Raw genomic sequence first — 25731 nt, forward strand, 5'->3', positions numbered from 1 at the left:
TTTGTCATTTGTCCTTTGTCCTTTGTCATTTATTATTCACTAATGACCAATGTACAGACGCGATTAATCGCGTCTCTACTGACTAATGACTAACTCTTGATAAAATTCTAATTGCTGTTTAGCCAAAGCTTTATTTGTATATTGAATCATTGCTTTTTGATAACCCATTTCACCGAGAGTATGAGCAAAATCTGGTTTATCCATTAATTGAACTAAGCAATTAGCAAGAGCTTGAACATCACCTTCAGGAAATACTAAGCCAGCATCGCCAATTACATAGGGAATTTCCCCAGAATCAGAACCAATTACAGGAACTTGGCAAGCCATTGCTTCAATTAGCACATGACCAAATTGCTCTTTCCAGCCAGCAGAAGTTAAGGTTTTAAACTTATAAGTTGTTTCTGAAGGTAATACTAAAGTACTCATTAAATTGATATAACTTGCAACTTCATCATGGGGAACACTTTCTATCAAAATTAATCTTTCTTTAATATTGTTTTCTGCCGCAATTTTGATTAATTCACTTTGCAATTCTCCTCGTCCCAATAATAGTACTTTCCAAGGTTTATTTTTCAAAATAGCTAAAGCTTGCAAAAGCGTTAATAAACCCTTTTCTTGCACAAATCGCCCTACAAAACCTACTACAAAATCTTCTTTTTCAATGCCCAACTTAGCTGCTAACTCTGGTTGAACTTTGGGAGTAAATAAACTTTCATCTACACCCAGTTGTGGCATGACTTTAATTGCACCTGTATATCCCCGTTGCCGCAAAATTTCTGCTCCATCTTGATTGCCAGAAATAATTCCGTGGCTGTGCTTGAGGTTATATTTTTCTAATAGAGAAATTGGTAGTTTCAGTTCATAAGGAAGATTCCACCAGGTAAAAAATATATTTTTGGACTTGAGTCCTAATAGCTGATTTAAGGCAATCATTTGAGTATAAGCCAAAGCTCTAGAACCTTGTTCAACTTGGATGATTTGCGGGCGAAATTGTTTTAATAAAGATATCAAATCAGCGCCAAAGGTAAGAAGTCCCTGATGATTTTGACTAAAATTAGAAACTGGAACTATTTTAAATCTGCCTTCATCACGGTATTCAGTTTCAATAATTCTGTTTTGTACACCGCCTGGTTTCCAGCGCTTTGGGACTACAACTGTCACTTCAATGTCAGATTCTAGTTGAGATAAAGCGCGTAATTTTTCACAGTTAAGGTCTACGATATAAGTGTGACTTGCAACTAAAATTTTCATTGTCATTTGTCATTTGTCACTTGTACTGAGCGTAGTCGAAGTATTTGTTATTTGTCCTTCACTAACTCCTAATTCCTAACTCCTAACTAAACTTGTTCATCCAATCGACTGTAAATTTGACCATCATTCCAAAGTGATTGAATGACAGTACCCAAGGCTTTGAAAAAACCCAAAGTGTAGAAAATAGCGCGACTGGCAATTTTTATCGGGGAACCGCTTTTGTGACAAGGTGGGCGTCCCAGAACGTGACAGTCAAATAAACGGGCGTATAGGCGTAAAGCTTGAGTAACAGTGAGGTTTTTCAGCCCTAGTAAAAAATGGTTGTGGTAAAAGGTGAGTTGATATTTTAGCGATCGCATACTAATATCGTGACAACCCCCTGTTTCTTCGCCTAAATGCACCAAATGGGCTTCTGGGTCGTACCAAATCTTATACCCCGTCTGTCTTACCCGCAAACAAAAATCTGACTCTTCGCGTACTGCACTACCGCGAAACCTTTCGTCAAACCTCAATCCATACTTAGTAAAGATTTCGCGGCGAAATGACATATTACAGCCCCTCGCTGTCAGTACTTGTTGGGGTTTGATGGTATGTACTAAATCAATATGATACCAAGCAATTCCTGGGTCCATAGCTTCGGGAGGCAGATATTCAATCTCTAAATCTCCTCTAGAATCACCTAATTTCATTCTGTCAAAGACCCGACCGGCTACAGCCCCCACCTCTGGATTTTGCACATAATTTTTCGCATGGGCTGCTAACAATCCTGGAGTTAACTGAACATCATCATCAATAAACAATATTATTTCACCAGATGACCGCCGGACAGCATAATTCCGCGCCCCTGGTAAACTTGCCCAATCTAAGCGCAACCATTTAATTTTACCTGCCTTTGCCATCTCTTCTAGGTAGGCTTGAATTTCTGGTTGGTGTTTTGGAGTTTGGTCTACAATTAAAACTTCAAAATTTGGATAATCCTGTTTTAAGACATCCACAATGCTATCCCGTAGCGCTTCTTCTCGTCCGTAGGTTGCAATAACTACAGTAACTAATGGCCAATTATTCATAAATTTTATTTAAGTAATTTTACTATCTCTATAATAGCCTTGTAGAAATTAATTTTTATGAAATTCAGTAAGTGGTTATTGCTTTAATTTACATACTGTATTTTCACGGATTTTGAAAAACCTCACTTTCATTCCTCTCTCTGACTACGAAATTACTTACCTATCAATAAGTATCATCGAAAAATAAGTGTATGGCGAGAATTTCGAGGTAGGTTTGAAATACTGAGGGATTTTTGACCTCCAATCATATCTTTGGCCATTTTTATTTCGTTTAAATTGTTTTTAAACGTTTCTTCTTTTTTTGTTGGGGGTTGGCTTCTTCCTTATCTTGTTTCTCCAGTTCTGGTAACTTAAAAAGAACTCCCGCAAAAAACCAATAATAGGCAGCAACAGGATCGACATCCAGAGGATAGTAGTAAGTGTTGGTGCTAATAAATAATATAAACACCCACAAAGCGGCTCCGGAACTACGGAAATTACGGTTCTTTATCGAGCGATAGGTTTTAAAGCCCAGAATTGTTAAACTTGTTACCAAACCCAAAAATGATAGTAATCCAAAAATTCCTACTTCATAAAGTACTTTGGGATAGTAGGTTTCCACAAGCTTAGTTTGACCCATCACACGGGCAGAGTTTGTTGCTCGTCCTAAGCCGCTTCCCAATGGCCCGTCTACGTTTTTCCAATTTTCTTCAAATTGCTGGATGATAAAATCTTGAGGTGGTGAAGCGTTCCAACGACTGACAAAACTCTCGGTTCTCTCTTGTACGACAGCAGGGTTAGTCACCATCGCAATTCCCAGAATGAAGGCAAGTCCCACGCCTATGGGGATAAATCGTTTCAGGTTGCCAAGTTGTCCGGTAAGCAATAGCAAAATCCCGAAGCAGATTGGTACTAAAGCTAAGGCGATTCTCTGCCCAGAGATTACAGCATCGATAAAGACTCCCGCTATCGAAGCTAAACCGATAATCCGCCATATTGGCGAGGGATCGGTGAAGCCGGTGGCAAAGGTAAAAAAGGTGCTAGAAATTAAAAACCAAGCCCACTGCCAAGGAGCTACAAATGTCCCTGGTAGGCGAATAACTCCTTCTTCGGGACTATATACTAGCGCTCCACCAAAATAACATCGGGCTTCGAGTGTTGCTCTAAATAAAGCATCTCCTTCAAGACCTCTAGTACCCTGACATACACCAGTTAGTAGTAAAAAATATTGAATAAATCCTAGCGCGCAGCAAATCAGTGTGAGGACAATCTGGAGGCGCAATAAAAATAGAAAATCCCGCTTATCGCGAATTAGATAGTAGGCACAACCAATCAGGGGGACATAGCCTAAAAATACTTTTAGTCCCAGAATTCCCATACCTAATGGTATTTCTGGGGGTGCTTTTTCTAATAGTCCTGCACTAGGCGGGTTAAATTGTTGTCCACCATTAACAAACAACAGTGTTAGCAGACTGCAAGCCAAAACAATATAAAGTGGGATTTTAATGCCTTTGGGAATAATTATCGGTAGCCCCTGTCTACGGCAAGTCTGCCAAAGTCCAATTAGCGCTGGAACGTAAAAGGCATCTTTAGCTAATTGGAGTATGGGACTATTGCCCAAGTAGTAGGTGACAGTACCTCCCACAGGTATGTAAATGATGAAGGCATATAGGGCTTGGCGCGGATATTTGTAGGAAAGGGACATGACTATTATCCCTAACACACCAGGGACTGCTGCTTTAATTCCAGCTACGAAAAAAAGTAGAATGCCAACGAAGACACCGCCAAAAACGGCGGTGGTGAGTAAACTAGTAAGTTCTTTACGTACTTGAGCAGATTTGCGCTTTTGGGCTAACTGTTCTTTGAGACTAAGGGTAGAAGTTTCCTTTTTAGCCTGCTTTTTCGATTTTGATTTTTTAGATTGCTGAGATTTTGATTTAAATTTTGGCATAGTGGCACTGTAGCCTATCAGCCTCGCAAAAGACTCCATTATATAGGACTAATATTTGATTTATAAAATACACGTAGTGGGCCAGTGCGTTGCGGAGGTTTCCGACGCTTGAGTACTTGCTCTAAGCGTTGGCGCAGCCTCTCGTAGAGAAGTCATGCTGTTGGTGTACCCTTACAGGGAAGCAACCTACGTATGGCGTATTGCAGATTATTGGTGTCAACTTAAGCTGAAACTCCTTTAAAACCTTGTTTCTAGCCTCTGGCTAGAAATGCACTTCAATTGGGCTGCTGCCACCAGCAAGAGAGGCGGAGCCTCAAAGACGAGCATTCCCAGTCGGAGACTGGGAACGAGGCAATCTAAAAGCTAGTTCTAGACTTGTTTTTACGTTAAGTTGACACCAATGATTGCAGACAAACCTCTCCTTACCACTTGGTGGAAGCAAGCTACGCGTAGCGTCTCACTTTGGGAAAAGAGAAGGCTTTACGTTGTAGTAACTGGCGTTGTGTTAGCGCAGAAACTACGGCACAATTTCAAGCTTTTGGTGCGTTACACTTTGCTAACAGATTGTATAAGACCATTTATGAGATTTTTTTCCCAAAAAATTTACAATTCTGATAGTTGATAAATCTCTTTGGATTGCTGTAGATTGTATAATCCAAATTCGTCTCTCAATGATTGATTTAATAATTTACGATTAAAAATGCTAAATCTTAATCTTTTTGAATTTTCAAAAAGATTTTCTCCTGTTGCCAAAATATAAACTGCACCTGGAAATGGTAATGATTTAATGGATTTTCCTTTGTTCTTTAAAATCTCTCTCACTTTAGCGTGGTCTATATAATATTTATAGTATCCGTAGCCACGATTATATTCTGCGGTTTCTGGTAGATCATTCAAATCATATCGAATAATATTACAAGTACCGCACATTTTATAAAAATTGCTTCTTTTGATATAGATGTAATTATTGCCTTCTTGATATTTATAACCTTTATTTATAAACCATCCATTAGAATCAGGATGTTGTTGAACAAATTTCGCTAACTTTTGACTCACACAATCGTCAGCATCAACTGTCATAGTGTGAGTGGGATAAAATTGACGCGCATACATCAATCCTTTTAAGATTTTACGCCCTTTATCTGTATCTCCTTTGGCTACAGGGGTAGGCTCGTTTGGAAGTGAAAAATCAACTGTAATGTATGTAATATGAGGATGAGTGAATTCTATTTTGGGCTTTTCGTTACAAACAACAATAACGTGAAAGTTAGGTGAGGTTTGATTGCAAACTGATTTAATACATCTTTCAAATAATTGTGTAACACGCTCCCAGGAATTGGAAACTTGTGCACTTTTGAGTGGGATAACAAAAACAAGCACTGTATTTTATCAGAACAAACAGCTAGGAATCTCGAAGCAAATAATAACACGTTATGACTGACGGTAAGACTAAATGTCAGTAGATCGAAAACTTTTATTGACGAAAGAATCAGGGTTTCAGACAGGTTTTGATGTTGACGATCGCGATGTCTACGATGGTCACTGAGCTTCTTGCCCTGAGTTTCGACTGCGCGGTAATCGAGCGAAGTCGAGATTCAACTACCGCGAAGCCGAAAGGTGTCGAAGTGCGAGCTGCGTTTATGCTTGTAATGCACCCTTAAACCACCAACAACCTCGTTTCTGGAAAAGCAGACTCTAACAAAATTCCGGCAAATTGTGTTTCTAAACTCTAATCAACGGCTGGTAAGGGTTCTGGAAAAATTTTCGGTCTACTGACAGTAACACAAGCCAATTACCCGATTTCAGACAATTCGAGTTACTTGCTGATTCACACGGGGACGACCAAAGCGTTCCCAAGCACTCCCTCCTCGCAAAAATAGCTCTAAAAAGCGCAATGGTTCTCCGGAATCACCTCTTGACCAACCAGAACTACCAGGAGCAAAGGCTAAAGTTCCTTCAGACACCTTGAAACTGCCATCAGAATACACTGCATCACTGACCACATCTCCAATTCGGATGACGATCTTGCTTTGAGGCTCCAAGTTAACTGTATGCGCCCCAATAGTTGTTTTAATGTTGCCGTAGCCATCAATCCAGGCAATGCGATCTGGTGGAACATCTGGGATTTGCTCGCTCTTGAGGCTATCTCCCAGAATGCTAAAATCTTCATTCATAACCGCAGCCGCAGCTGGAGGAAATACATCTCGTGAGCGAAACTGCGAACCACCACGGGAAACGTTGACGACTCGCAACTCCTTTGTATGGTCTTTGATAAAGGAGAGGGTGTAGCCTGCATTCACACCCACTACTTTTACACCATTAGATAGAAGGGCATAAGTTAACCCTTCACCTTCATTATCTCGACGAGCTTCAGGATCGTCCTGACGAGGCGCACAGTTGTGATAAATTAGGCGATCGCTAGGGCCAGGGTTGAGTCCGAGTTGGGCAATCCAGAATCCCGTTGCTAAGGTACTGAATGCTGGAACCGAAAGCAAATGAATTTGAGCATGGGGAAAAGTCATCAGCAGACGTTGTGTGACTTCAGTAAATGCCGGATCTCCTGTACCGTAGTCTGCAATGACGCAGATAAACATTCTGCTCCTCCTTTTGATGGGGTAATTTGCAATCAACCTAATTCATAATTAATAATTATGAATTATTTCGTCATTATCTGATTACCGAGTGAAATGAAAAAACGAGTGTTCATTTCACTTCTAATTAATAACGTTAAAGTCTTAATCAATGCAATGAAAACAATTACTTCACTTTTTAGCGAAGAACGCAACCAACTCCAGATAGATATTGATAACACAATCGGGATTGAGCAAATAGTTAAACTGGTGCAAAACCGACTCGATCATCTCGAAAGAATTTACATTGAAAAGCTGAATTTGGCTCAAGTTCGTCTGGCTTCCTTTTTCCTGGATACGCTGCGGCAGTCCATCGCCACTTTGGCTGCGGCTAACTATCTTCAAGTTGCTCCAACAGAACAAAGACAAATTACTAATACAGGGACAAAGTTGTTTAGCAGCAGATTAATCCTGAAACTGCTAAAGGGACTAATTTATATAGGCATCTTAGGTTCGTTGTTTTCTTTAACTAAAACTAACCCAGGTGCGTGGATGGCTATCTTATTAACTTCTCTACTGATCGGACTAGAAATTGTACTTAAACTCGAATCAAACAACCAGCAAAATAATTCTATATCTGAAGGAGTATTGGAATTACCTCAAGCGATTCTCCGGGTTGATAGCAAAGTATTTCTAGATCACCTTGGCGATGCTCTCAACACTATCGACCCTAGCAGTGGCTAGAGTAGAAGAATCAAATAAACATGAAGGCGATTTAGCAATAGAAGAATTGCCAGAGTTATTGAATTTTCTCCAAAGACTAATGGGCGCATCCAAACTTGATAAACCCCAAATGGCTTATGAACTGGCGAAACTTCTGCCACAGATTTTAATGTCTCAGGGAATTAACGCTCAAATTTACCGATCGAATAGCGATCGCGAATATTTTGACTTTGAGCCAAGTATTGACCCCGATACCAAAGAACACGTGACTCTAACGCCAGCTTTGTTGAAAGGCGATCGCTTAATTAGGCGCGGTAGGGTAATTGAACCAGCATATTCCTCTGCTAGAGAATAATAGATAATAAAAGTATGGAAATTTTAGAAACAATTGGTTTTGATTTGGGACACGGTGAAACGGCTGTAGCGAAAGCGATCGTGGAAAGCATCGAACCTCCCCAGATGTTGGAAATTAATAACAAAAAAAACCAAATTACAGCTCTTGGCTGGCATCCCAAACTCGGTTATCTTGTTGGGGAACAAGCATTAATTCAAGCTGGCGTTACTCAACTGACAATCTCTTTCAAGCAAAAACCTAACAACGATCCCAAATATCGAGAAACAATTAGCACTTTTGTAGCAACCTACTACCGCCTTTTGAAAGAAACTAAACAACTTGCAGGTGGTGAAAGTAGTTATTTTTACATTGGTTGCCCTTCAGGATGGTCAGTTAGCGATCGCACCGAATACCAAAAGCTACTTCAAGAAGCTGGTATTCCCCAACTCAATGTTGTGCCTGAATCGCGGGCTGCTTTCATGCAAGCCAAGGAAGCCGGGAAGTTGGAGTATGACAAACTTGTTGGCTCGGTGCTAATTGTCGATATTGGTTCTTCAACCACAGATTTTACTCTGGTTAAAAGCTTAGAAGAAATCCCGATAGATTTCGGGAGTAATACTTTAGGTGCATCCCTAATTGACAAAGCTATTTTTGCTCGGACTCTCGCCAACCACGAACAAAAAGCATTACTGGAAAAAGTATTTCAGGAATATCCCCATCACCAAGCTCGTTGTGAACTTGCTTGCCGCAAAGCTAAAGAAGATTACTTTTCTAATGAACAGTTATACAGCGATCCTGAATCCTTTGCGCGTGGGTTCGAGTCGATCAACGAACAGATTTATTTTATTCCCCAAGTTAATAAATTGATGATGGAGGAAATTTTAAATCAACCCTTACCTGAACTGGAAAATCATAGTTGGATTAAATCATTTAGTGACTCTTTAAAGGAAGCAAAAGAAAAGCTAGAAAAACGTGGAATCGTGCCCAAACTTGTGCTGATGACTGGTGGTGCATCTCGCATGAAGTTTACGCACGTTCTTTGTCAGGAAATGTTTCCCGAACCCGAAACGCTGCTTCGCCCCGATCCAGAACCGGAACGGTGCATTGCAATGGGTTTAGCAAGAGTCGGACGATGGGATCTGCGTGCTGCTGCTTTTAAGCAAGAAGTGAACAAACTATTTACCTCGAACCAGCTTAAAGGTTTGATTGAAAAGCATATTCCAGAGTTAATCAAATCACTAACTAAGCCTTTGGCGGATGGCTTGATTGTGAATGCAGTTAAACCAAGTTTAAAAGATTGGCAAAAAAACAAAATACGGACTTTAGCCGATTTAGAAACAGCTTTGATCGGTCGGGCAGAACAGTGGCTCAAAAGCGATCGCGCCGTGCAGATAATTAATCATCAATGCGCTTTTTGGTTCAGCAATAAAATCCAACCCGATTTAGCCGCACAAACCGATCCAATCTGTCGAAAGTTTCAGATACCTAGAAGCAGCTTAAGGTTCGAGGATAGTATTGACCCAACTTTTGTTAACCCAGAATTACAAATTGGAGATGCTATTCTGGCTGAGACAGTAGCATTTATCGTCAATATAGTAATTGGTGGAGGCGCTGTGGCTAGCATCATCACTCTCATCCTAACTGGGCATTTAACCTGGCCGATTGCACTAGTATATGGGGCTTCGTTGATGGCAGCAGGAATGGAGCTAAATCGTAAGAGTGTTCAAGAAGTAATTAAGACAAATGTAGATGTACCTAGTTGGATGCGTTCTAATTTTTTGAGCGACAAAAAAATTGAGGATATGTGTGAGCAAATAAAGCCTGAGTTAGAAAAAGTTCTTCAAGAACAACTGACAGCAAATCAAGAGGCTTTTGATAAAATGATTGTTAAAGTTGAGCAAGGACTTCAAAACAGCCTTTCCAGCAAGGTTCAATCTTGCATAATTCTGATCCAATAGCGGTAGTTAGTGAGCCACAACAATAACAATTATTCTAAACTTTCTGCTAACTAGGGAATTAAATATGTAAACTGCTCAAAGTCAATGATTCAAACAATAGTTGTATTTAGCATCATTGGGCTGATTCTGATTGGGATTTTAGTCAATCCTGTTCTAGTCAAAAGGCGAAGAAACCGTCTCAAACATCGTCCTTTTCCTCCACTGTGGAATGCCATTATTGAAAATAATCTTCCTATTTATCTGTGTCTTTCTCCCGATGAAATCAGACGACTTCAGGGACATATTCAAGTATTCTTAGCAGAAAAGCAATTTATTGGCTGTAGAGGATTACAGGTGACAGAGGAAATGAAATTGAGTGTTGCTGCTGTTGCTTGTTTACTTCTATTAAATGAACGTGGGCAGTACTTCCCCAGACTTCGTTCAATTCTGGTGTATCCCAACGCTTATTTTGTTCAAGAAACGAATTCCGTTGGAAAATATGTTATTGAAGAAAGGCGTGTAGCAAGACTAGGTGAATCGTGGATAAATGACCGAGTAGTAGTGTCTTGGGAACAGGTGAAACAAGACATTAATAACTGGAGAGATGGACGTAATGTTGTGCTTCATGAATTCGCCCATCAATTGGATCAAGAAGATGGTAAAGCTGAAGGAGTTCCGATACTGAAAAACAACTCAGACTATGCTATTTGGGCGAAGGTGATGACAGAAGCATATCAGCAACTTTGCAATGATGTTCTACAAGGTGCAAAGACGGTAATGGATAGCTATGGCGCAACAAATCCCGCAGAATTTTTTGCCGTAGCAACTGAGACATTCTTTGAAAAACCGCACCAATTGCTGTCTAAGCATCCAGCACTTTATGAGCAACTGCAACGTTACTATCAATTAGATCCTGTGCAATGGGCTTAAACTACAATCATGAGCTATTAAATATAACCTCAGCTTCAGACTGCATGAGTCGGAATAGTAATAAAAACATAAATCTTTCGATCTACTGATATTGCTTTTAGTCTAGTTCCGGTGCGAAACTAAAGACAGAATCAAGCAAAAGTCTTATTAAAACTCGAAGATAAAAGATAACATGGAAAGCAATAATAGCAGCAAATCAAAAATTGGTAAAATTCAAATATTTAGGTAATGATAATAGTGCATGGGTTGACATTGGTGGTTGTCGATACTTTTGATTTGCCCTACCAATTTGAAAGCAGTACAGTAGCCTTGTCATTGAGGTCGGCGCTGTTTTCTATCGGCTCTACGAGCTAGTCAGCTAAATCCTGTTACAGCTTTGCGTAGCACTATTGTTTGCCGCACGTAAATTACCCCACCTGATTTTAAAATTCAGGTGGGGTAGTTCATTTATTCAAAAGGTTCGGGCAGCAAAGCTGTCTCTAATTGCTTCCTACTTGCTACCTATGAATACTTCAAGATTCCATTAATATTCTCAATTCCCCGAATCCGAATTGATGTTGGGTTGTATGTGCCATTTATTCTACGACAGCTTGCTGATAGGGTGGCTCCAGCAACACCAATGCTCGGACAAGAATATTGATAAGTGCTAGGGGCTGTAGAGCTACCAGTATACCTCAATTTCCCATCAATATTCTCGATTCCCCGAATCCGAATTGATGTTAGGTTGTATGTGCCATTTATTCTACGACAGCTTGCTGTTAGAATATCTCCAGAAACACCAATGTTCCGACAAGAATTTTGATAAGTACTAGGAGAGGTTGGCCTTGCAAAAGCAGCATCAATGGGAATTGTAGCCAACATCGCACTACAAACAGCAAGAGTTATTAGACGTGGTGACTGACTTAGCTTTGTGAGATAAGACACGAGTATTCTCCTTTGATAAATTGAGTTTTATCGCTATCAATACCTTCGCAAAAAATAGAGGTCGTCTAACTTTTGGCGAAATAGTCCAACACAAGACCGTGGTTGACTGTTAAGCAAAACGTAAAACCCTAATCCAAACGGACACGATACTATAAATTCCTTCTACAAGAACCACACAAGATTTTACACGCTTGTTGTTGCTATAAGGCAAAAAACAAGCCTGTAAAATCTTAGGTTTGATCTAGACTAATACTCGTAAATTGGCGAAGGTATTGATTGCCATGAATTTCGTTTATTAGTAGAAATAAACTGTCAATGCTTAATCTACTTAATTCAAATTTTAGAAGAATTAATCTACAAAATCAAGGTAATACAGCTTGTTTATAAAACGTTACAACAGGAAGTATGTTTTGATTATATTAACTTTTAAAACGTCCAAGAATATTTGTAATGCTCAATAGTAATACTAATTGTTTTTAAGATTGCAATATATTCAGATTCACCCAGACTTATAAGGAAGAGAGACTGGGAGTATCATATTTGGGAAACAATTGGAGAATGGTTCGTATAAATTGGCGTTTTCGTATAGAAGATGCAAGAGTTAAGCTTTCAAAGATTTATCCAACCGAGTCAAATAATGGGACAGACTACTAGGAGGTTTTCATCGCCAGAATCTTCAAAGCCACTGCTTCAGGGACAGGCATCACTGATAATCGATTTCCTTGTTTCACCAACATGAATTCTTCGGCGCTAAACTTTTCTTTGAGTATTGATAGCAAGATTGGATTAGAAAAAGTCTCAACAAATTCCACTACAACTGTTTGCCACCGAGGGGATTCAATACTTGATTTCGGGTCGTAGTATTTACTTTCTGGTTCAAACTGAGTTGGGTCAGTAATATCTTTTTTCACTACACGCATTAATCCAGCAATACCAGGAGTATTAGTGCTGGAGTGATAAAAAAAAGCTAAGTCTCCTTCATCCGTAAGGCGCAAAAAGTTGCGAGCTTGATAATTGCGAACGCCGTCCCAGATAGTCTCTTTCTGCTGTTGAAGGTCAGCAATGCTATAGGCTTCTGGTTCTGATTTCATTAACCAATAATTCATTTACCTCGAAATTGCTGTATATACAAAAGTATTTTAATTTTGAGCAGGTAAATAAGTTCGTAGTAAGGACTTTAGTCCTTATCTTTTAAGCACTAAAGTGCTTACTACAAACCTTCTTGTACTAGTGAATATTTGGCTTAACTGCGGTAAGCTATAACGGCATAAAACGGATCTCCTCCAGCTGCACCCAACCACTGGAATAAATTTGGTAATGTTGATTTATGAGCTATCACTTCTGCGGTTGTAAATCCTGGAACTGAGGCGAAATACTCTTTGACTAATTCTACTCGCTGCGCCTCTGAAGCCTCCCGCCAAGCTTGAATCGCCTTTTCAAAAAACATCCGGTTAGAAAAGCTGATAATTGCAACACCACCGGGTTTTAGGATGCGGTAAATCTCGGAAAATACTGCTTCTGGATATTGCACATATTGCACAGATACGCAATTGAGAACAGCATCAAAATCTCCATCTGGTAAAGGTAGCTGGGGATTTTCGTTAAGATTTTGCACAAAGTAATGATTTAAGCGGGGATTTCGTGCTAGTTCTTCAGCGTTGAGTCCGTGTCCCTCCACATGGTCAAACTGCATCTCTTCTGGTAGATGAGACACCCAACTGCTCATCATATCAAAAATGCGAGTGTTGGGTTTGAGGCGATCGCGGTATAAATCTGTTAGCTGTTGAATAAATCCTTCATCGACATGGGTGACGAAGCGAGGATAGGTATAGAACAATTTATCGTCTGTGTCATCTAACTTCAGGCGTTGATTCGGTCTTAACTGCATAAATCTCTGTTTTGGAGTAATGTTTCCGAAATTTGCGACAATTTCAGATATTTTTTCACAAACACTATGTAACATATTTTAATAACAGCAAGATACCTAAATAGCAGCATTCAATTTTTATCAATTTAATGTTATATCAACTACACTTTTTACAGCATATTTGGCGACAAATCCGCCTAATCGCATCATTACCCTATTTTAGTTTGTTAGTTTGGATACTGCCCTTATTACTATTTACTTCTGGACATAATAGCCTAATGGCACATGATGAAGCGCTTTACGCATCACGTGCCCGTCTGATGTTTGATTCTGGTAATTGGATAGCTCCTTGGGAAACAGCACATCATAAAACTCCTGGCCCTTATTGGTTGATTGCCAGTTTTTACAAGCTGTTTGGTATCAGTGATACTAGTGCGCGTCTTCCTAGTATGATTGCTGGCATTTTTAGCTTGTGGCTTGTGTATGAAATTGGCAAAATTATGCTAGGCAAAAAATTAGGTTGGCTAGCTGCTGCAATTTTAAGTCTGGAATTTCTCTGGCTGCAATACTCTCGCTTAAGTACACCTGATGTACCGATGGTTCTCTTGGTGCTTTTAGCTATTTTGTCTTTAATCAAAACAGAATTACATCCCAAATATCGCTACTGGTGGAGTTTTTTAGCTGGTTTAAGTTTAGGTTTAGGCTTCTTAGTTAGAAGCTTTATGATTTTTTTGCCAATGATAGCTTTACTACCTTATTTAATTTGGGAACATCGTCGTCATCGTCATCTTACTAACCCAATTTTATATTTAGGTTTTTTCGTAGGTTTAATACCTACCTGTGTTTGGCTGTGGTTAAGCTGGTTGCACTTCGGAAATAATAGTTTCGAGGAGTTACTCAAGTTTGTTGTACAACTAAGTTCTGAAGAGCGGGAGTATAACGGGTTACTATTCTATGTCTGGAATATTCCTGTAAACGCATTTCCTTGGGCTTTTTTCGGACTTTTAGGTTTATTTTTGACTCTCCGTCGTCCTATTCATCGTTACCAGTTAATATTAGTTGGCTTTCCACTTATTTTATTTATAGAAATTACTATTTTTAGCACTCGTTTATCTCACTATAGTCTTTGCCTTTATCCGTTCATCGCTTTGTTTGCATCTGTGGGTTTAAACTGGCTAGGGAATCTTTACCAGACAGGAATTCCCCCACAATTGCCTCTTCAAAAAAGTAAAAAAAAGATATTAAATCTTTTTGCAAAGCAGAATCTTCCCCGAAACCTCAGTTATGGCTTGGGTGGATTAGGTGTTTTACTTGTTATAGCGAGTATTGGCATTTTTAGTTGGGGTAGTTCTGATATCCGCAAGTATGCAAGTATTGGCTTGGCTATGGGATTGGGTTGGTTAATTTTACCTGTGGTGTGGATTGCTCGTTACCACTTTGACAAAAAGTTTCTCACAGCGCGTTATTGGATTGCAGGTTGGTTAATTCCCTGTTGGTTGGCTTTGGCGGCGATGGGTAGTATAGGGCTTTTGAGCGATTATAATCCTGCTTTAAAAACTTTTTTACAACAAAGTGCGATCGCTTCAATTCTCCAATCTCATCCTACCTACTATGTGGAAATGGATGCTAAAACAAAAGTACTACTTAATTTTTATCTTCCTACTCGCCCTCAACCAGTAGTCTCTATTTCCCAAGTACCAGCTTTTAGCTATGCTTGGATCTATGCTAACCAGTCTTCTCAATTATCTCGACCCTCACCGCATTATCGGCGCTGTCAAAGAGTACCAGTTAATTCAAGTTCTTCCCTAAGACATTATATTCAAGTCTTCTCTATTGCTTTAATACATTCTGTTTTGAGAAGGACTAAATTATCAGTCTCAATAACTGCACAAGAGTTAATTAATGTCGCTAAAACAGGTAGAGTCTTCTGTAAATTTGCGTTCGCTTGTTGTGCTGCTGGCTGATATTGTTGTAGCCAAGTGTTTTTAGTTATATATTCTGGAAGGAATGCAGAACGTTCTAATAACCAAAAAGTTACGTGGTATTTTTGAATAAAATCTTTAACCTGATTAATATCATCAGTATATTGGGCATTAATAAGGTCAATCATCCGCTGGCGAAATTGAGCGTAATATTTTGTATGGATTGGTAAAGCATATTCTTTACCCACCAAAATTGTTCTTTGAGCAAAGATGGGTATGTTATCTGCTTCTTGGGAAGTAGAGGCTATGACAATATTTTGCGGTTGCTTTTGCAAAAAATTATATAATGTTGGGGCTTGACCTTCTAAATAAGGGGTTTTGGGAAAAACTTTTAAGCTACTAGGGTACAAAACGAGTCCTGCACTAAGGATCGTAATAGTCCCCAAGATTAAAATTTGTCTGCCATTTTGTCTCGACCATCGAAATGTAGCATCTAAAATTAAGGTAATAGAAATTGCTGCTGCAAGAGCAAGTACTATCTTAAAAGTATGATGGGTGTAGCGGCTAGGCCAGTGCAGTTTAAAAGCTAAGGCATGGGCAGTAAAAAACATGATTAAACTAGCTATTACTACCTGTAGTAATAGTTTGACTTCATCCTTTACTTGTTTGGCTAGGAGAAAATGAGACTGGAATTTCAGGATAATTGGTAATAATAAACCAAATAATAGTTGAGGAGGTGCAATTAAAGCAAAAAAACCGCTATCTCTACCATCAAACCAGAAACTAATAATATTATGAGTAAAATACCTGAATCTTCCTCCATCCCAGTACTCTGGCATAGTTCTCGCAACAGCAGCAGTAATTGTCGGGCCAAATTGTGATGATTGAATAGTATAAGGTAAAATTAGGATGCCAGCAGTTATAGTGGCTGCTACAAATAAAATAAAATCTTTTCGGTTATGAGAAATAGTTATCTGCCCATTCTGCCAGCGAAATAATCTCAAAAGTAAAATCAATAAATTGATAAAACCTATGATAGGGTATATTAAACATTGAAGCGCAAATACAATTAATACACCAAATACAGAAGACCGGATTAAATAATATATAAAAGCTAAAACCAGGGGATAAATAAAATCTCTAGGTGTAGCAGAAAATAGGTCATCATGAAGGCAAAGGCTTTGATTTAAAAGTAAAGAGGCGAGAAACCCTGCCATTGGTACTGGTAATATCTCCATACAAACCACAAAGCAATAGCTAGTTGTAATTAGTCCCAGTACTAATGGAAAAATTTTGCCAAATAAAATTGGATCTATATTTAAAGCTGAAATTATTTTATAAACAATACCATACCCAATTGGTGTCACCGACTGAAAATAATCAGCAATTAAATCCCCAGGAAATAAATCTGGGTTAAAGTAACGATAGACCCAAGAAATATATTCCCGTGCATCGTCGCTCACTATATATTTGCCGGTGAAAGCTTGTCGCAGCCCCATAGAAATATAACCAACAGCAAAAGTTAGACTGAGACTGTACCAAAAAATAACAGTCAATCTAGATTGATTTTGTTTGCTTTTTTGAATAATAGGTGCTGTTAAAACTTTTTGTAATAGTGAAATTAGCATTGTAAATGTCTATATCTCAATAAATTATGTTAATTAGGAAAATCAAAAGCTTTTTTCAATTTTTATGATTGTACAATCTTCAAGTACTGAGCGGTCATTTATCAAGCCAATAATTCTAGCAACGCTCTGTTTTTTACCCAGAACAAAAGGTTATGAAAGCCGAACTGTTTGGATTAAAAGGATGGAGTGTCGCTTACCCATGCAAGATTTCAGCTAGAACTTGTGCAATATGCTGGGTTTAATGTGACAAATCATCGTAGCCGTTCAGGGGTATACCCAGAGAACGATCGCTCCATTCTCAGCCTACCTAATATATATGTGCAAATTGACAAGAAAACCCAAGTAATACATGATTTCTATCTTCCCATTCATGCCCAATAAGTAGCCTCTATTTCGCAAATACCAGTTTTGAGCTATGCTTGAATCTATGCTGACCAGTCCCCTAAATTACCTTGGTTTTACCGCATTCTTGGTACAGTAAAAGAGTACCAGTTAATTCAAGTTCTTCCCTAAGATAGATGTAAAGTAACTATTGCTAAAAGAAATTAATTTAGTTATGATAATAGTACGCACACTAAGTATTTTGCTAAATGGTTTCTACATCTAATCACTCCCCAACCTTAGAGTCGTGGCAGCAAAATCTGGCACCATACAATTTAGGTTACAGAATCAAATTAGTTTCACAACTGCTGAGTCGCAAGTTTACTGAGAGGCTAGAACCTTTTGGATTGACGCCATTTCACTGGTTGGTGTTGTGCTGTCTTTGGCAAGAAGATGGTTTACCTACTTCTAGTATTGGGGACAAACTCAAACAAGTGGGAGGGACTTTAACAGGCGTACTAGATCGGATGGAAGAACGCGGTTTAGTGCGTCGAGAACGCGATACTCAAGATCGGCGTATCTGGCGAATCTGGCTCACGGATGCAGGTAAGGAACTAGAAGCTGTTTTACCGCCAATCGCCGCAGCCGTGCGTGATGAAGCAATGGATGGTATTTCCTTTGCCGATCGAGAACTGTTTTCCCAAATCTTGAATCGAGCGATCGCTAACCTATCTTAAAGATGATTTTATAATCACCCGACCGGGGGAGGCAGTGTAAAGATATGTTTTGGGATAATATTACGCATACTAAGGAAATAAGAATTTTTTTCAGGTGATATTACGCATTCTAAATAAACGACTATTAATCAAGTTATTGAACGATCAAGCGAGGTAAGAATCATGGGTGCTAACACATCTAACGGACGCAACGGACACAAGACCATAATTTTAGAAAAAGAAGTGATTCCTGATTTAGAGGCTTTAGAAACTGTCACCACAGAGACACCCGCAACAGCAGAAGCACCTGTTGTAACTCCTGAGATCGAGAAAGAAGTTCCACCGAAGCGGAAAAGACCGACTGGTTTAATTTTGGCAGGATTAGGTGTGGGTGCGATCGCCGCAGGTACTTTTGGTTTTCACTACTGGCAATACGCTTCTACCCACCAGGAAACAGACAACGCCACCGTCGCGGGAAATATTCACCAAGTTAGTAGTCGCATTCCCGGAACTGTAAGTGAAGTGCTGGTGAATGACAACCAACTAGTGCAACCGGGACAATTGTTGGTGAAGTTAGATCCACGGGACTATGAAAGTAAGGTGCAACAAGCACAAGCCGCCCTCGAAAATGCTCGTGGTCAAGCGCAAGCTGCTCAAGCAAATATTGCTTTAAGTTCACAAACCACCACTGGTAAGACAACTCAAGCACAAGGAGATGTCAGTGGTGCAGTAGCAGCAATTTCCACAGCCCAAGCAGCAGTACAAGAAGCTCAAGCTGGGATACCAGCAGCGCAAGCTGAAGTCAGACTAGCCGAAGCAGGGATTCCTGCCGCTCAAGCGCAGGTAGCGCAAACAAATGCGAATTTGGAAAATGCTCAAGCAGATTACAATCGTTACAACCAGTTGTATCAATCAGGTGCGATCGCTCGCCAGCAGCTAGACGCATCCAAGGCCGCTTTTAACGTGGCTACAGCACAAAGGAACGCTGCTCTTCAGGGAGTACAACAAGCTCAAGCCAGGTTAGCCTCTGCGAGAGTTGGTGTCGCCAAAGCCCAGTCTCAATTAGCACAAGCGCAAGAAAATGTCACCAACGCCCAAGCTAAATTGGCAGCATCTAAGGGAGGATTGCAACAAGCTACCGCCGGCGGACAAGATACCACAGTTAAGCGTAGTCAATACGAAGCGGCAAAAGCAGCGATCGCCCAATCAGAAGCATCGCTGAAAGACGCACAATTGCAACTATCTTATGTAAATGTTACCGCCCCCAGTGCTGGACGGGTAGGTAGGAAAAATGTGGAAGTTGGCAACCGCGTCGCAGCAGGAACACCATTAATGGCGATCGTCGATAACAGCTATTGGGTAGTTGCGAACTTCAAAGAAACTCAATTAGAAAAGATGCGCCCAGGAGAGCCAGTAGAGATCAAGCTAGATAGTTTCCCTCATCACACCTTTACGGGTCGTGTTGACAGTATTTCGCCAGCTTCCGGCGCTCAGTTTGCTTTATTGCCACCCGATAATGCTACAGGTAACTTTACTAAAGTCGTCCAACGCATTCCAGTAAAAGTAGTTTTCGACCAAAAGAGCATTCAAGGATATGAATCGCGGATTACTCCTGGGATGTCTGCGGAAGTTGCGGTGGAAGTCAAGTAATACCATGTTCCCCAAATTACCCATAATAAAAGAACCCCACCCCCAGCCCCTCCCCGCTTTTCGGGAGGGGGGACAAAGTGTAGCTTTGGCGGGGTGGGGTTCTTGGGGTTTAGTAAGTAATCAACCGGACATCATTAAATACGAAATTGCCTGTAAACAAGATGAAAAACTTCTTTCTGCTTATGACATTCTCCTACATCTAAAGAGAGGCGTATAGAGATGAGGTGAGATGATATCTATGAAAGCAGATTGGTATAAAGCAAGCCTAAGATGAAAAAACCGCTACTACCTGCATTAAGGTCAAGAAACTACCAACTGTTTTTTGCTGGGCAAGGTATCTCCCTGATTGGGACGTGGATGACGCAACTTGCCACAATTTGGCTAGTTTATGACTTGACAAAATCCCCATTTATGCTGGGAGTTGTGGGATTTTCTAGTCAAATTCCTAACTTTTTTTTAGCTCCCTTTGGTGGAGTATTTGTAGATCGCTTTTCTCGGTATCGTACCTTAATTGGTACGCAAGTCTTGGCGATGATTCAATCGTTAACATTAGCAGCGCTGGCGCTAACTGGAATGATTGATGTATGGCATATCATCGCCTTGAGTTTGTTTCAAGGATTTATTAACGCCTTAGATGCGCCAGCCCGTCAAGCTTTTGTGCCAGAATTGGTTGAACGCAGAGAAGATTTAGCCAATGCGATCGCGATTAATTCTACGATGGTTAACGGTGCTAGATTAATTGGCCCTGCGATCGGGGGTTTATTAGTTGCTGGGGTTGGAGCTGGCTATTGTTTTTTAATTGATGGTTTAAGCTACGTTGCTGTAATTGCCGCTTTATTGGCAATGAAAGTTAAACCTTGGAAAAATTCGGTAACTGACGGTAATCCCTTACAAAAAGTCAAAGAGGGATTTGTATATGCCTTTAGCTTCCCACCCATTCGAGCTATCTTGTTGCTATCAGCTTTAGTCAGCCTGATGGGACTGCAAAACACTATTCTCGTCCCCGTTATTGCCGAACAAGTTCTCAAAGGTGGTGCAGAAAGTTTGGGTTTTTTGATGGCGGCATCTGGAGTTGGAGCCTTAACTGGTGGTATTTATCTAGCTACGCGCCAAACAATCTTAGGAATTGGTAAATTGATTGCCTTAGCTCCAGCAATTTTAGGAACTGGTTTAATTGCCTTTTCTTTGTCTCGATTTTTACCACTCTCTTTATTTACCATGTTATTTGTTGGCTTAGGAACAATTCTCCAAATTGCTGCTAGCAATACATTTTTGCAAACCATTGTTGAAGACGATAAACGCGGACGATTGATGAGCTTATACACAATGTCATTTTTGGGAATGATTCCGGTAGGTAATTTATTAGGAGGTTTTTTAGCAAGTCATATTGGCGCTCCCAACACTTTAATTATTGATGGAATAACTTGTATTTTAGGGTCAATTATTTTTAGCAGACAGTTACCTGCTTTAAGGAAAATAATGCGTCCAATTTATGAGCAAAAGGGGATTATTACGAATCCAGAAGTTTAAGATAAATAACCGTAGTTAAATTTATGAATTTATATATTATATTTATGTTAATTGGGCTTTCTATAGCAATGATTTTATAATTTTTAGCGTTGCTGATTCAAGCTCACGCAGAGGCAAAGAACATATTGGTATAAGATTTAATAATAAAATTTTTTGCTACTTAACCTTGAAACTGGAACAAAGTTATGGCTAATACAGGTGTAATTCGTCAGCAAGGGCAAAATCCTGCTTTACCACCAGAGCGTGTACCGCTAAAAACTTGGATTGGTGTATTAGCCAGTATGCTTGGTGCATTTATGGCGGTATTGGATATTCAAATAACTAATGCTTCGCTGCAAGATATTCAAGCAAGTTTAGGAGCAACTCTCGAAGAAGGTTCTTGGATTTCTACCGCGTATCTCGTAGCAGAAATTGTGGTAATTCCTCTAACAGGCTGGTTATCACGGGTGTTTTCATTGCAGCGTTATCTGTTAGTGAATACTGCACTATTTATTTTCTTTTCTATATGCTGTGCTTGGGCATGGGATCTTAATTCCATGATTTTCTTTCGCGCCTTGCAAGGTTTTAGCGGAGGAGTTTTAATTCCCACTGCTATGACAGTTGTCTTAACAACTTTACCTCAATCAAAACAATCAGTCGGACTGGCTGCATTTGGGTTTAGTGCAGTTTTTGCACCCTCAATTGGCCCGACATTAGGAGGTTGGTTAACCGAAAATTTTGGTTGGGAATACAATTTTTATATCAATGTAATTCCAGGCGCATTAATGCTGGCTGGTGTTTGGTATGGAATTAAGCAAGAAAAACCCCAAATTAATTTACTCAAACAAGGTGATTGGTGGGGAATTATTGCGATGGCTATTGGCTTAGGTTCATTACAAGTTGTTTTAGAAGAAGGTAGTCGTAAAGATTGGTTTGGTTCAGCATTAATTGTGCGCTTAAGTATAGTAGCAGTAATCTTTTTGGCGATATTTTTCTTTATAGAATTAACTCGTAAGCAACCATTTATTAATTTACGGCTTTTATCTAGACGTAACTTTGGTTTAGCCAGTATTGTTAATGTGTCGTTGGGAGTAGGATTGTATGGTTCAATTTATATTTTACCGTTGTATCTCGCTCAAATTCAACAATACAACGCTCTGCAAATTGGTGAAGTATTAATTTGGGCCGGTATTCCCCAACTGTTTATTATTCCCTTCATTCCAAAATTGATGCAACGCTTTGACGTGCGTTTCATGGTAGCTTTTGGTGTGACTTTGTTTTCCATCAGTGCATTTATGAACTCTGGAATGACTAATGAAACAGGGTTAGATCAATTACGCTGGTCGCAATTTGTGCGCGCAATGGGACAACCCCTAATTATGGTGCCGCTTAGTTCTATTGCTACTGCTGGTTTGAATCCGAAAGAAGCAGGATCGGCAAGTGGTTTATTTAATATGATGCGGAATCTAGGCGGTTCTATTGGAATTGCTTCTTTAGCAACTTTATTAGCAAATAGAGAGCAATTCCACTCGAATAGATTGGGTGATGGAGTATCTTTATATAACCCAGAAACTCAACAGCGAATTGACCAAATGACGCAGTATTTTATTAGTCGCGGAGCAGATTTAAGTACAGCACAAAATCAAGCGATCGCATCTATATCCAATATAGTCCGTCGGGAAGCATTTGTGATGGCTTTTAACGATTGTTTCTACTTTATTGGTATTGCTTTGTTAGTTAGTGGAATTGCCATTTTATTCCTCAAAAAGGTGAAGCCAAGTGGTGGCGCTGTTGCTCATTAGATTTGTGTCCTATGGGTTAAAATGTTTGATAAAACTACTAAGGTACTAAAATGGTCGTTAGCCAAAGTGAGTACTATATCTCCCCAGAAGAGTATTTAGAAGGCGAGAAAGTAAGCGAAATCAAACACGAGTATATTGATGGGCAAGTCTACGCAATGGCAGGGGCAAGTGATGCTCATGTAACTGTAGTAGGAAACTTGTTTGTACTGCTGCGAAACCATCTCCGGGGTACTGGGTGCCGTGTCTATATGTTAGATATGAAAGCACAAATCGAGGCTATAAATCGCTATTTTTATCCCGATGTAATGGTGACTTGCGATACACGAGATAAAGAATTTGAATATTTTAAGTCCCATCCTTGCTTAATTATTGAAGTGCTTTCTGAATTAACCGAAGGCTATGATAGAGGGAAGAAATTTGCTAGTTACCGACACTTAGAATCGCTGCAAGAATATGTGCTAATTTCACCAGACAGAATGAATGTAGAATGCTTCCGCCGCAACGAACAAGGACAGTGGGTACTTTACCCTTATGAACAAGAGGGAGAAGTGCATTTAGCTAGCGTTGATTTTCGGTGTGCGATCGCAGAAATATATGAAGATGTAATATTGACAGATGAAAATATTTTCTAATCTAACATTTCTGGGTCAATTCCTAAAGCGTTGAGTTGTTCAAGAGACAGAGTACGCAACTTCTCTGTAATTAAAAGCCGCTTCTGTCGTTCAGTTTCAGCCCTTTGTCGCTCAACTTCCGCCCGTTCCTCACCTGTTAGCAGTAAATTTCCTTGTGCATCCCACCACCGTAACCAAGGTAACTCTACATTTTGATAAAATCCTTGCCAGATTCCTAGCTCTACACCCATAGGAGCAATTGGGTAATGTCCTCGTTCATTGGGTTGCATCAGTTGATAAGTATTATCGACTAGGTGATACACTTCAACCTGTGCTTTTGCTACTTCATAAACCCCATAATAAGGCACTCGAATTGCCTGCTCATAAACCCAAAACTTACCAACATTTCCACCTTCACCTTGAGATGGCGGTGTGTTATCTCGTTCTTCTGAACCATCTCCAGAGACAAATTCAATCACAATCAAGGGCGCAACATACTCCTTCCACAGCACATAAGAACGGCGCATTTTACCGTTAAGTGTCGGTGGTACATTGGGTACATAAAACCAGTCTGGTGCTTCAGCTCCTTTTTCAGGAGGTTCTGTCAATCGCCAGTAGATCCCAGAATCTTGTCCAATACAATATTGACCGTCAGGATGAAGTTTCTCTAAAATAGGTTTAATTGAATCTGTGATTAAAATACTTTGCGGATGCTCCTGAAGATTTTTCACGAATGTACCGTCTGAGTCTGGTAACTGGGTGTGGTCGGGTAAAGTTAATGCCGATAGGGAAGTCATAGGCTTTAACGAAGGTTTGTCTAATTTTTATTTTAGATTGCTATTTTACTATTTTTGAATAGACGCGCTACTAGGTTAGATGCCATTTATATAACAAAAGTCAATCTTTCTATATGAAAAAAGCTATTACGATTACTGCGCATATTTTCTATATCCTCATAATCATTCGCATTCGGCTTAACTATAGATAATAGAAAATGAGAACCTATTGCTCGTAAATGGTATGGTATTACATCAGTTGGTATATCAAAAATCCATCCTATGCCTGCCCATACAGTATTTTCAGAACGTTCCCAGATTACCCTTGTGTATCTCCCGTCCATGTGAAAAATCACTCTTACAGTTTCTCTGTCTAACAGAAATATTTCATTCATTACAATCTAATATTTTGTTTCGATACTTTTTAGAGGGTGGGCTAGCCCACCCCACAATCATTACAAACCAGATGCAAAATTCCACAGTAATAGACGCATAATACCCGATCGCATTTCAGGCAAAGCATCTTTAAAGCGATCGCAGCAACTCTTCTTAACTATGATTTTCATGAAACACCAGTGTCATCAGCAGTTTTGATCTCTTTTAAAATTCGTTCTACTTGGTTAACTTTTTCACCTCTATTCTGTGATTTGAAAATATTTAAAGCTTTTTCTAAAGAAGATAGCGCCTCATCTTTTTTATTTGTTTGCCACATTGCTAGCGCAAAATTAGTCAGTGCCTCGCCATAATTAGGATTAATTTCCAGAGCTTTTTTATATTCAGTAATGGCTTCTTGCCAGCGACTTTGACTTGCGTAAACCATACCGCTTGCATTGTAGGCTAGAGCATATTTTGGCTTCAGGCGAATGGCTTCTCGATAGGCGCTAATTGCTTCTTCTGATTTTTTTTGCTGAAAAAGCACATTTCCTAATTGAAAGTGCCCAAAAGCATCTTCTGGGAATTTTTTAATAAATTGGCGTAAATTTTCTTCTGCACCTTTAAAGTCTCCTTGACTATACAGAGTATTAGCTTGTTGGATTAGCTGCGATCGCTCTGGTGTATCTGTACCTGAAGATTGGGCGATTTTTTGTGGTTGTCTCTGTGCAAGCTGTTCTGGCGAATGCAAAGAAACTTTTCCAGGAACCGCTAACACTAATGGTGATATCCCCATTACACTGAAAATACTCAGCATCATGCAGCCAACAGGTTGAACAAATGCTGATTTGGATTTGCACTTCACCTTCATCGCCCTGAATGCCTCAATAA

The 25731-nt window shown here is 39.7% G+C and carries 21 protein-coding genes and 1 pseudogene; 11 read left to right on the forward strand and 11 right to left on the reverse strand.

The annotated features are described in order from the left end of the window. Positions 1-75: 75 nt before the first annotated feature. From hpsO to NSTCB13_RS20700, 5 genes are all read right to left on the reverse strand, one after another. Complete coding sequence (gene hpsO / locus NSTCB13_RS20680) at positions 76-1251, reverse strand: hormogonium polysaccharide biosynthesis glycosyltransferase HpsO (RefSeq protein ID WP_448274202.1); 1176 nt, start codon at positions 1249-1251, stop codon at positions 76-78. Positions 1252-1337: 86 nt separating this feature from the next. Next, positions 1338-2318 (reverse strand): hormogonium polysaccharide biosynthesis glycosyltransferase HpsN, encoded by a 981-nt coding sequence (hpsN, locus tag NSTCB13_RS20685; protein WP_448273673.1) that lies wholly within the window; start codon positions 2316-2318, stop codon positions 1338-1340. Positions 2319-2589: 271 nt separating this feature from the next. Beyond that, positions 2590-4248 carry a hormogonium polysaccharide biosynthesis protein HpsL gene (gene hpsL / locus NSTCB13_RS20690; RefSeq protein WP_445630982.1) on the reverse strand — a complete coding sequence of 553 codons (1659 nt, stop codon included), beginning with the start codon at positions 4246-4248 and terminating at the stop codon, positions 2590-2592. 603 nt (positions 4249-4851) lie between these two features. Further along, positions 4852-5628, reverse strand: a complete 777-nt coding sequence (locus NSTCB13_RS20695; RefSeq protein ID WP_445630981.1) for a glycosyltransferase family 2 protein — start codon at positions 5626-5628, stop codon at positions 4852-4854. A gap of 422 nt (positions 5629-6050) precedes the next feature. Next, on the reverse strand, positions 6051-6842 hold the full coding sequence (locus NSTCB13_RS20700) for an SAM hydrolase/SAM-dependent halogenase family protein (RefSeq protein WP_445630980.1): 792 nt from the start codon (positions 6840-6842) through the stop codon (positions 6051-6053). 153 nt (positions 6843-6995) lie between these two features. Between NSTCB13_RS20700 and NSTCB13_RS20705 the strand changes: the two genes are divergently transcribed. From NSTCB13_RS20705 to NSTCB13_RS20720, 4 genes are all read left to right on the forward strand, one after another. After that, complete coding sequence (locus NSTCB13_RS20705) at positions 6996-7562, forward strand: hypothetical protein (RefSeq protein WP_448273674.1); 567 nt, start codon at positions 6996-6998, stop codon at positions 7560-7562. Further along, entirely contained in the window at positions 7528-7896 is a 369-nt protein-coding gene (locus NSTCB13_RS20710; protein ID WP_448273675.1) for a hypothetical protein, read from the forward strand. The genes NSTCB13_RS20705 and NSTCB13_RS20710 overlap by 35 nt, the downstream gene beginning before the upstream one ends. A gap of 14 nt (positions 7897-7910) precedes the next feature. Beyond that, positions 7911-9833: an Hsp70 family protein gene (locus NSTCB13_RS20715; protein WP_448273676.1), complete on the forward strand. Its 1923-nt coding sequence runs from the start codon at positions 7911-7913 to the stop codon at positions 9831-9833. A gap of 84 nt (positions 9834-9917) precedes the next feature. Continuing rightward, positions 9918-10742, forward strand: a complete 825-nt coding sequence (locus NSTCB13_RS20720) for a M90 family metallopeptidase (RefSeq protein WP_448273677.1) — start codon at positions 9918-9920, stop codon at positions 10740-10742. Between the two features lie 501 nt (positions 10743-11243). Here NSTCB13_RS20720 and NSTCB13_RS20725 read toward each other — a convergent pair. From NSTCB13_RS20725 to NSTCB13_RS20735, 3 genes are all read right to left on the reverse strand, one after another. Beyond that, complete coding sequence (locus NSTCB13_RS20725; RefSeq protein ID WP_445630976.1) at positions 11244-11666, reverse strand: mannose-binding lectin; 423 nt, start codon at positions 11664-11666, stop codon at positions 11244-11246. 650 nt (positions 11667-12316) lie between these two features. Continuing rightward, positions 12317-12772 carry an EVE domain-containing protein gene (locus NSTCB13_RS20730; RefSeq protein ID WP_448273678.1) on the reverse strand — a complete coding sequence of 152 codons (456 nt, stop codon included), beginning with the start codon at positions 12770-12772 and terminating at the stop codon, positions 12317-12319. Positions 12773-12909: 137 nt separating this feature from the next. Further along, on the reverse strand, positions 12910-13554 hold the full coding sequence (locus NSTCB13_RS20735; RefSeq protein WP_448273679.1) for a class I SAM-dependent methyltransferase: 645 nt from the start codon (positions 13552-13554) through the stop codon (positions 12910-12912). Positions 13555-13682: 128 nt separating this feature from the next. On the opposite strand from NSTCB13_RS20735, the pseudogene NSTCB13_RS20740 reads away from it, so the two are divergent. Further along, positions 13683-15342 (forward strand): annotated as a pseudogene (locus NSTCB13_RS20740) (ArnT family glycosyltransferase). A gap of 10 nt (positions 15343-15352) precedes the next feature. Here NSTCB13_RS20740 and NSTCB13_RS20745 read toward each other — a convergent pair. Beyond that, positions 15353-17083, reverse strand: a complete 1731-nt coding sequence (locus NSTCB13_RS20745) for a hypothetical protein (RefSeq protein ID WP_448273680.1) — start codon at positions 17081-17083, stop codon at positions 15353-15355. 186 nt (positions 17084-17269) lie between these two features. Here NSTCB13_RS20745 and NSTCB13_RS20750 point away from each other — a divergent pair, with 186 nt between their 5' ends. From NSTCB13_RS20750 to NSTCB13_RS20775, 6 genes are all read left to right on the forward strand, one after another. Continuing rightward, positions 17270-17464, forward strand: a complete 195-nt coding sequence (locus NSTCB13_RS20750; RefSeq protein ID WP_448273681.1) for a hypothetical protein — start codon at positions 17270-17272, stop codon at positions 17462-17464. 209 nt (positions 17465-17673) lie between these two features. Further along, the gene (locus tag NSTCB13_RS20755) at positions 17674-18141 is read left to right on the forward strand and encodes a MarR family winged helix-turn-helix transcriptional regulator (protein ID WP_094348154.1); all 468 of its coding nucleotides are present in this window, start codon (positions 17674-17676) and stop codon (positions 18139-18141) included. A 162-nt stretch (positions 18142-18303) separates the two neighbouring features. Then, positions 18304-19770, forward strand: a complete 1467-nt coding sequence (locus NSTCB13_RS20760; RefSeq protein WP_448273682.1) for an HlyD family efflux transporter periplasmic adaptor subunit — start codon at positions 18304-18306, stop codon at positions 19768-19770. A gap of 270 nt (positions 19771-20040) precedes the next feature. Beyond that, a complete protein-coding gene (locus NSTCB13_RS20765; protein ID WP_448273683.1) occupies positions 20041-21300 on the forward strand; it encodes an MFS transporter in 1260 nt (419 codons plus the stop codon). 185 nt (positions 21301-21485) lie between these two features. Next, the gene (locus NSTCB13_RS20770) at positions 21486-23081 is read left to right on the forward strand and encodes a DHA2 family efflux MFS transporter permease subunit (RefSeq protein WP_448273684.1); all 1596 of its coding nucleotides are present in this window, start codon (positions 21486-21488) and stop codon (positions 23079-23081) included. Positions 23082-23131: 50 nt separating this feature from the next. After that, positions 23132-23713: a Uma2 family endonuclease gene (locus tag NSTCB13_RS20775; RefSeq protein ID WP_448273685.1), complete on the forward strand. Its 582-nt coding sequence runs from the start codon at positions 23132-23134 to the stop codon at positions 23711-23713. Here the strand turns inward: NSTCB13_RS20775 and NSTCB13_RS20780 are convergent. After that, positions 23710-24489, reverse strand: coding sequence for a Uma2 family endonuclease (locus NSTCB13_RS20780; RefSeq protein ID WP_448273686.1), 780 nt, complete (start codon positions 24487-24489; stop codon positions 23710-23712). The two genes, NSTCB13_RS20775 and NSTCB13_RS20780, sit on opposite strands and share 4 nt — an antisense overlap. A gap of 541 nt (positions 24490-25030) precedes the next feature. Next, entirely contained in the window at positions 25031-25711 is a 681-nt protein-coding gene (locus tag NSTCB13_RS20785; protein ID WP_448267617.1) for a tetratricopeptide repeat protein, read from the reverse strand. Positions 25712-25731 lie beyond the last annotated feature (20 nt).

Source organism: Nostoc sp. DSM 114160, from assembly GCF_053470305.1.

Coding starts and splice junctions, on each gene's coding strand:
- NSTCB13_RS20765 (WP_448273683.1), top strand. CDS start 20,041: ATGAAAAAACCGCTACTACCTGCATTAAGGTCAAGAAACTACCAACTG.
- NSTCB13_RS20760 (WP_448273682.1), top strand. CDS start 18,304: ATGGGTGCTAACACATCTAACGGACGCAACGGACACAAGACCATAATT.
- NSTCB13_RS20780 (WP_448273686.1), bottom strand. CDS start 24,489: ATGACTTCCCTATCGGCATTAACTTTACCCGACCACACCCAGTTACCA.
- NSTCB13_RS20715 (WP_448273676.1), top strand. CDS start 7,911: ATGGAAATTTTAGAAACAATTGGTTTTGATTTGGGACACGGTGAAACG.
- NSTCB13_RS20700 (WP_445630980.1), bottom strand. CDS start 6,842: ATGTTTATCTGCGTCATTGCAGACTACGGTACAGGAGATCCGGCATTT.
- hpsL (WP_445630982.1), bottom strand. CDS start 4,248: ATGCCAAAATTTAAATCAAAATCTCAGCAATCTAAAAAATCAAAATCG.
- NSTCB13_RS20720 (WP_448273677.1), top strand. CDS start 9,918: ATGATTCAAACAATAGTTGTATTTAGCATCATTGGGCTGATTCTGATT.
- NSTCB13_RS20755 (WP_094348154.1), top strand. CDS start 17,674: ATGGTTTCTACATCTAATCACTCCCCAACCTTAGAGTCGTGGCAGCAA.
- NSTCB13_RS20745 (WP_448273680.1), bottom strand. CDS start 17,083: ATGCTAATTTCACTATTACAAAAAGTTTTAACAGCACCTATTATTCAA.
- hpsO (WP_448274202.1), bottom strand. CDS start 1,251: ATGAAAATTTTAGTTGCAAGTCACACTTATATCGTAGACCTTAACTGT.
- NSTCB13_RS20785 (WP_448267617.1), bottom strand. CDS start 25,711: ATGAAGGTGAAGTGCAAATCCAAATCAGCATTTGTTCAACCTGTTGGC.
- NSTCB13_RS20735 (WP_448273679.1), bottom strand. CDS start 13,554: ATGCAGTTAAGACCGAATCAACGCCTGAAGTTAGATGACACAGACGAT.
- NSTCB13_RS20705 (WP_448273674.1), top strand. CDS start 6,996: ATGAAAACAATTACTTCACTTTTTAGCGAAGAACGCAACCAACTCCAG.
- NSTCB13_RS20775 (WP_448273685.1), top strand. CDS start 23,132: ATGGTCGTTAGCCAAAGTGAGTACTATATCTCCCCAGAAGAGTATTTA.
- NSTCB13_RS20770 (WP_448273684.1), top strand. CDS start 21,486: ATGGCTAATACAGGTGTAATTCGTCAGCAAGGGCAAAATCCTGCTTTA.
- hpsN (WP_448273673.1), bottom strand. CDS start 2,318: ATGAATAATTGGCCATTAGTTACTGTAGTTATTGCAACCTACGGACGA.
- NSTCB13_RS20710 (WP_448273675.1), top strand. CDS start 7,528: ATGCTCTCAACACTATCGACCCTAGCAGTGGCTAGAGTAGAAGAATCA.
- NSTCB13_RS20730 (WP_448273678.1), bottom strand. CDS start 12,772: ATGAATTATTGGTTAATGAAATCAGAACCAGAAGCCTATAGCATTGCT.